The 6,673-nt window shown below is 43.2% G+C and carries 5 protein-coding genes; all 5 read right to left on the reverse strand.

All coding sequences use genetic code 11. The annotated features are described in order from the left end of the window. Positions 1-44: 44 nt before the first annotated feature. A complete protein-coding gene (locus AB3112_RS06860) occupies positions 45-1,040 on the reverse strand; it encodes a D-2-hydroxyacid dehydrogenase (protein ID WP_084975051.1) in 996 nt (331 codons plus the stop codon). Between the two features lie 105 nt (positions 1,041-1,145). Next, positions 1,146-2,612: a UDP-glucose--hexose-1-phosphate uridylyltransferase gene (locus tag AB3112_RS06865; protein ID WP_084975049.1), complete on the reverse strand. Its 1,467-nt coding sequence runs from the start codon at positions 2,610-2,612 to the stop codon at positions 1,146-1,148. A 2-nt stretch (positions 2,613-2,614) separates the two neighbouring features. Then, positions 2,615-3,619 (reverse strand): UDP-glucose 4-epimerase GalE, encoded by a 1,005-nt coding sequence (gene galE, locus AB3112_RS06870; RefSeq protein ID WP_084975047.1) that lies wholly within the window; start codon positions 3,617-3,619, stop codon positions 2,615-2,617. A 27-nt stretch (positions 3,620-3,646) separates the two neighbouring features. Then, positions 3,647-4,813, reverse strand: coding sequence for a galactokinase (locus tag AB3112_RS06875; RefSeq protein ID WP_171031873.1), 1,167 nt, complete (start codon positions 4,811-4,813; stop codon positions 3,647-3,649). A 435-nt stretch (positions 4,814-5,248) separates the two neighbouring features. Continuing rightward, on the reverse strand, positions 5,249-6,673 hold a 1,425-nt coding region (locus tag AB3112_RS06880), incomplete at its 5' end, for a phosphatidylglycerol lysyltransferase domain-containing protein (protein WP_367334167.1).

A 6,673-nucleotide genomic window follows, 5' to 3' on the forward strand; every position in this document is an offset into this window, starting at 1 on the left:
AATCGGATTGGTTGGCAGCCTTTTTAGTTGTATTTTGCAATAGTTTAATCAACCAGGTCTTTTGGCTTGTCACTATTGTTTAACGAGACTAAATTGCTCAACGAAATATCAATCATATTTCGAACTGCTTCACTGGTGTGGAAGGCAGAATGTGGCGTAATCAAAACATTGGGCATCATCGAGAGTTTAATCACATCCGGATCCGTTACCTGCTTGGTTGACCGTGAATCCTGCAAATCGGCCGATTCATTTTCAATGGTGTCAATTCCGGCACCGGCAATTTCACCACTTTGCAAGGCAAACAATAAATCGTCCGTCTTAACAATCGACCCCCGGGCGGTATTAATTAAGAGCGCCGTATCTTTCATCTTCTCAAAGACTTCGTGATTGAACTGATGGTAATTATCCTCAGTGGCGGGCATGTGAATACTGATAATATCACTTTGGGTCAACAATTCTTCAATATCATTGACATATACAAATTGTCCGTTGGTTGTTTTTTGAGGATACTTGTCATAGGCAATTACCTTTGACCCCAGGCCTTTGAACAATTTGATCGCTTCTTGGCCAATTCGGCCGGTTCCAATAATCCCCACGGTTTGTTCGCTCATTAAACGGCCCATAAAATAAGGGGAGAAGTGAAATTGATGATTTTGATCGAGTTGCTTTTGCATATAGCCAACTTTTCTGGAAAGGTAAAGGGCCATCATAACCGCAAACTCGGCAATACTTTGGGGACTATACGCCGGAACGTTGGTAATTTGAACATCATTTTCCTTTGCGGCAGCCAAATCAATGTTATCGACACCGACATTTCGAAGTGACAGGTACTTAATCCCCATTGACTTCATCGACTCAAATAATTCTTGCGAATACGGAATCGTTTGAAGACATGAAATACCGTCAAATCCATTCGCCTCTTCAACCGTTTCCTGATTCAAAGTGGTTGTCGTGTAAGCGACTTCAACGCCATGATCCTTTCCCCATTTTTGAACAAATGGAATTTCATCATCCCTGACATTGTACACAATAAATTTCATAGTTGACCTCCGAGAAGTATTTTTTAACGAAATTGATTACGCTTCCATTCTACCAAAAAAGAGAAGCCGACAACAAATAATGTTGCGCCCCTCTTTAAATGAATCCTACTTCAATTGTTCAATGAATCGATCAAAGGCGGCCTGCCCTTTATCATCCCATTTATAAACACCGGCATCCTCAAGGACTCTGCCAAACACCTTACCGACTTCTTCGTCAATGACGGTTTCAACATTATCCTTTGTGAAGTGGTCCCGCTGCTTTAATTCGTCTGCCCATGGTTTGTGGTAGTCAGCAATTTGATTATCCTCGCCGAGAACATACTTTTGAACTTCCTTCATTTCAGTCTTTAAACGAGCTGGCAAAATTGCGCGGCCCATCACCTCGATGAGGCCAATATTTTCTTTTTTAATATGTTGGACATCTTGATGTGGATGGAAGATCCCATCAGGATATTTGTCTGACGTTTGATTATCCCGTAAGACGACATCCATTTCAAAACGATCCCCATTCATTCTGGCAATCGGTGTGACCGTGTGATGCCGGGTACCATCCGTATATGCACGAATATCGACTGATTCATCAGAATAGTTCAACCACGTGTCAGCAATCTTTGTGGCGGTATTAATGACCTTGTTGGCATCCTTACTCAGCAACCGGATCGTTGCCATCGGCCACTTAACAATTCCGGCTTCCAGTCCGTCAACGCCCAGATCAACGGAACGATCAATTTTGGCCTTCATCATTGGGAATGTATGCCGCCCACCCTGATAATGATCCTGGGCAAGCAATGATCCGCCAACGATTGGCAAATCGGCATTACTGCCGACAAAGTAGTGCGGGAACTGTTTGATAATATCAATCAAATTCTCGAAGGTTCGTTGATCAATTGACATTGGGACATGTTTTTGATTCAAGAAAATTGCGTGTTCGCCAAAATAGGCATATGGCGAATATTGAAATCCCCAAGGCTCACCGTTGATCATCATACGAATTACCCGGTGATTACTCCGTGCAGGATAGCCTAATCGGCCTAAATAGCCCTCATTTTCGATGGCTAATGGCCCAACCGGATAACTTGTTGACTTTGCTCTTCCGGCGGCTGCAATCGCCTTGGGATCCTTTTCAGGCTTCGAGAGATTAATCGTAATTTCCAAATTACCATAATCGGTCTTTGTCTCATATGAAATATTTTTAGCGATTGCCCGTGTCTTGATATAATCATTTTCCTGACTCATGCGGTAAAAGTAGTCAGTTGCTTTATCAGGAGATTGTTGATATAGATTCCAAAACAGATGATTCAACGTCGATGGAATTGGCGTGATTAAATCCATCAGTTGGTCTTCCAAAATTTCACGGTTGGTAATTGAATCTTCAATTTTACCGTGCGCAATGGCCAGATCAACCAGTTCATTGGCCAAGTCAACGGCGGCTGTTTGCTTGGTTGGCTCACCAAACCCATCACCAATGAGTCGGAAAATCAGGTTGGTTACATAAATCCGGTCAACATCTGAATATGGTGAATCAGATTGAATAATTAAATCGACAAATTTTTCAACTGCTGATTGGCTCATGATTACTGGTTTCCTTTCCGATCGTCATAACCCTTTGGATGGGTCTGCTTCCAGTTCCAAGCGGTCTTAATGATTTCGTGGACATCGTCAAACTGTGGTTTCCAGCCAAGGACCTTGCGTGCCTTATCGCTGGCCGCAATCAACGTACTTGGATCACCGGCACGCCGTGGGCCCATTTTTGCCGGAATCGGCTTACCAGTGACATCCCGCGCAGCATCAAGCATTTGCTTATTGGAAAATCCGGTTGATGAGCCCAAGTTAAAGGCATCACTGTCATTTCCAGCTTGAAGATATTTCAATGCCAAAATGTGCGCATCGGCTAAATCAACAACGTGAACATAGTCCCGCACATTGGTGCCATCCGGGGTGTCGTAATCGTCACCGAAAATGGTTAATTCATCACGTTCACCGGCAGCAACCTGCAAAATGATTGGAACCAAGTGGGTTTCTGGATGATGGTCTTCACCAATTGAACCATCCGATTTGGCACCGGCAACGTTGAAGTAACGCAGGGCAACGAATTTGATTCCGTAGGCCACGTCACTCCAGTGCATAATCTTTTCCATCGCCAATTTACTTTCACCGTATGGATTGGTTGGGACCTGAGGATCGGTTTCCTTAATTGGAATTTGTTTTGGTTCGCCGTAAGTTGCAGCGGTTGATGAGAAGACAATCTTCTTAACATCGTGGTCATGCATGACTTCAAGAAGACTGATCATCCCACCGGTATTGTTATCAAAGTACTTTAATGGCTTTTCCATTGATTCTGGAACAACTGAGAATGCAGCGAAGTGAATGACACCGTCGATGTTTTCTTTGTCAAAGACATCGTTCATAAACTGCTTGTCACGAACGTCTCCTTCATAAAAACGGGCCTGACTGTTAACAGCAGCTCTGTGTCCGGTTACCAAATTGTCGACGACGGCAACGTCATATCCGTTTTCAATTAAACGATCAACCGTATGCGAGCCGATGTACCCTGCTCCACCTAGTACTAAAATTGCCATTTAAATATCCTCCTTCTAATCAATCCGTTACTTAATCTCTTTAGGGCCATCAGAAATTTCTGCAATGTAGAATTCTGCTGGATGGCCGATCTCTTTCTCATAAACCTTGCCAACATTTTCAGTAAATGCGTCTACCTTGTCGCGGTCAACAATCGCAATTGCACAACCACCAAATCCGGCACCGGTCATTCGGGCGCCGATCACACCTGGTTGCTTCCATGCAGTTTCTGCCAAAGTATCCAATTCCTTACCAGTTACTTCAAAATCATAGTGTAATGAAACGTGGGAAGCGTTAATTAATTTTCCAAAGGTCTTCAAGTCGTTATTAACCAAGGCGTCTTTGGCTTGCAAAGTTCGTTGATTTTCAAAGACCGCATGACGTGCACGGCGAATCAAGACGTCGTCATTAATCAAATAACTATTTTCGTCGAATTCACTCTCGGATAAGTCGCCAAGTGACTTGATTGGCAAATCAGCTTGAAGACGTTTCAAAGCCTCCTCGCATTGTGCCCGACGTTCGTTGTATTTGGAATCTTGGAGTTCACGATGTTTCTTGGTATTCATGATCACAATCACACGATCCCCTAATTTAACGGGCACGTAATCGTATTCCAGGGTGTTGGTATCAAGTAAAACGGCTTGATCCTTCTTACCCATCCCAATCGCAAACTGATCCATAATCCCTGAGTTCACACCAATGTATTTATTTTCAACCAATTGGCCATATTTAACCAGGTCAAGTTCACTGATGCCAAGGGAGAAGACGTCGTTGACAATTTCTCCGGTTAATAATTCGATGGCAGCTGATGATGACAAGCCGGCAGCATCTGGCAGATTACCGTAAACTGCCAAGTCAAAACCATGACCGATTTGATAACCATGTTCAATGATTTGGACCATCATTCCCTTTGGATAGTTGGTCCAACCATGAGCTTTGTTGTAGGCCAAATCATCCAATGAAAATTCAACAATCCCTGCATCGGGTACGTTGCCAGAGAACATACGAATCGTGTTATCCTGCCGTTCACCGTAAGCAGCGTAAATCCCCATACTGATGGCACATGGAAAAACGTGACCACCATTGAAGTCGGTATATTCACCAATTAAATTAATCCGTCCTGGTGAGAAAAATACACGACTTGAGTCATAACCAAATTTGTCATTAAATTCTTTTTGTACATCTTCCGAAATCATAAATTTCATCCCTCTACATTTATTTTAGTAAACTTTACTTACTCAAAATTTAACGCATTTTGAGAGCGTTGTCAACCGTGTCTTCACAAATTTCCATCGCTCCACTCATGATTATATCCCTTGCAGGGCGTGATGTGAATATCTAGTTTTAACTTTTCGTGAATTTTAGTTGCTTGATATGTAAGCGCTTCAAGGGATTCCCATAACGACGGGGTTCGCTGAAGTAAACTTCAGTAAACTTTTTTCATTATCAAATTCACTTCATATTTCTCACTGGAATGTGCTTGGTCCGTGTCAAATGATTAACCTAAAGTCTGTGCACGCAAAAAGCCCGGCTAAAAATTGACATGAATCAATTTCTAACTGGGCTAAATTGTCATCCGGGGGCTGATTGGCTCATTCACAATGCAAATAAGCACGCCGTGATTTCAATGATTATTCAGTCTCGTCAATATCCACAAAATATCGCAGGGTTCTCGATAGCTTATCAGGCTTTTTATTACGCGGCTGATTAACGACCAAGAGAATTTGTAGAACAGCAAAAACAAGGGCACTGTGACGATAATAAGCAATATATTTTGATTCCCAGTTGTCAACGTACTTATCTTTGTAGGATCGCAGCCCTTCAAAACTATACAGGCGATACCCATACTGATAAATTAAATGGACGATCCGTTCCTGGGTAAAACTGAATCGCGACGTCCCAACATTTGAAAAAGGAGACATTCCCAAATCGAAATATTGATACCCCTTTTCATGGGCGTCTTGATACAGGTTAATCAAAATCCCATCCATAATCCCGGACGGGGCCTCTGAGGATGAGCGCATCAAATCAATCGAGGTGGTCGTCTTGTTACCATCAGGCATCACATTGGCAAAAGCGACAATTTTGCCTGCCTTATCTCTCATGACGGCAATTGGTGCTTGCTCGAGGTAATAGCGGTCAAAGAATCCGAGGGAAAAACCCTTTTCAGCCTTCTGGTCCAGCCACTCATCCGAAATTTGCTTTAAAGTCGTCATCAAGCTGTCAGTGAATGGTGGCTGAAGAATTTCAAACTGATAACCTTCGCGATCAAACTTATGCATCAAGGCACGCTCACCACGGTGGCGTTTGCCGCTCAAAGTAAAGCTATCCAAATCAACAAGTCCATCCTCACCTGTTTTGATGAAATCAAACCCGCTCTCATGCAGGCTCATGGTCAATTCCTGATTAATTTCATAGAAGACAAGCTTGAGGTCTGACTGATCCGCCTTGGCAACAAAGTCATCGATTGCAGCCGGGAATTTTTCGGGGTCTCCAATCGGTTCTCCCATAATTAATAATTTGTCGGAAATTCGGCGATACATGAAGAAGACAACATCTTGGCCATCTTCTTGATAAAAGTAAATCCGTTTATCTCGTAGGAAAGCTAAGTGACTATTTTCGTTGCCGCCAAATTTTTCGATCACCGCCTTGACCCGGTCGGCATCAAAACGCTTCAGGAGCCATGATGGCTGTCCGGCTGTCAGGTATGCATTGATGCCAACAAGAACCAGCAGTGCGACTAACAGCCCGATAAAACCGGTTAACCAAGCGGCAGCTGAAGGAAACAGATAAGTCTTATCAAAGTGAAGCGGTGTTTTTTTATTGGCAGCAATCCCAATCAAGGTGTATATGACGAAGGTCACAACAAAAATAGACCCATTAAAGAGCATTATGCCCCAGGAATTTGCCATCCGGTCTCGGTATAGAACACTTCGAGACAGCCATAAAGTAACCAGAATCAATACGAGTAACAGCACCATCCGCCAAGTGAAAGCCTCGTTGAACCAGGTATTGAGAATTGACAGAATTAAGACCAGCATGGTTGGTCCAAACGC

Source organism: Lentilactobacillus sp., assembly GCF_040773105.1.
Lineage (GTDB): Bacteria > Bacillota > Bacilli > Lactobacillales > Lactobacillaceae > Lentilactobacillus > Lentilactobacillus parabuchneri.

What these genes read in the sequence shown, in the direction of transcription:
- AB3112_RS06860 (WP_084975051.1), bottom strand. Translation starts at nt 1,040, where the DNA reads ATGAAATTTATTGTGTACAATGTCAGGGATGATGAAATTCCATTTGTT.
- AB3112_RS06865 (WP_084975049.1), bottom strand. Translation starts at nt 2,612, where the DNA reads ATGAGCCAATCAGCAGTTGAAAAATTTGTCGATTTAATTATTCAATCT.
- galE (WP_084975047.1), bottom strand. Translation starts at nt 3,619, where the DNA reads ATGGCAATTTTAGTACTAGGTGGAGCAGGGTACATCGGCTCGCATACG.
- AB3112_RS06875 (WP_171031873.1), bottom strand. Translation starts at nt 4,813, where the DNA reads ATGATTTCGGAAGATGTACAAAAAGAATTTAATGACAAATTTGGTTAT.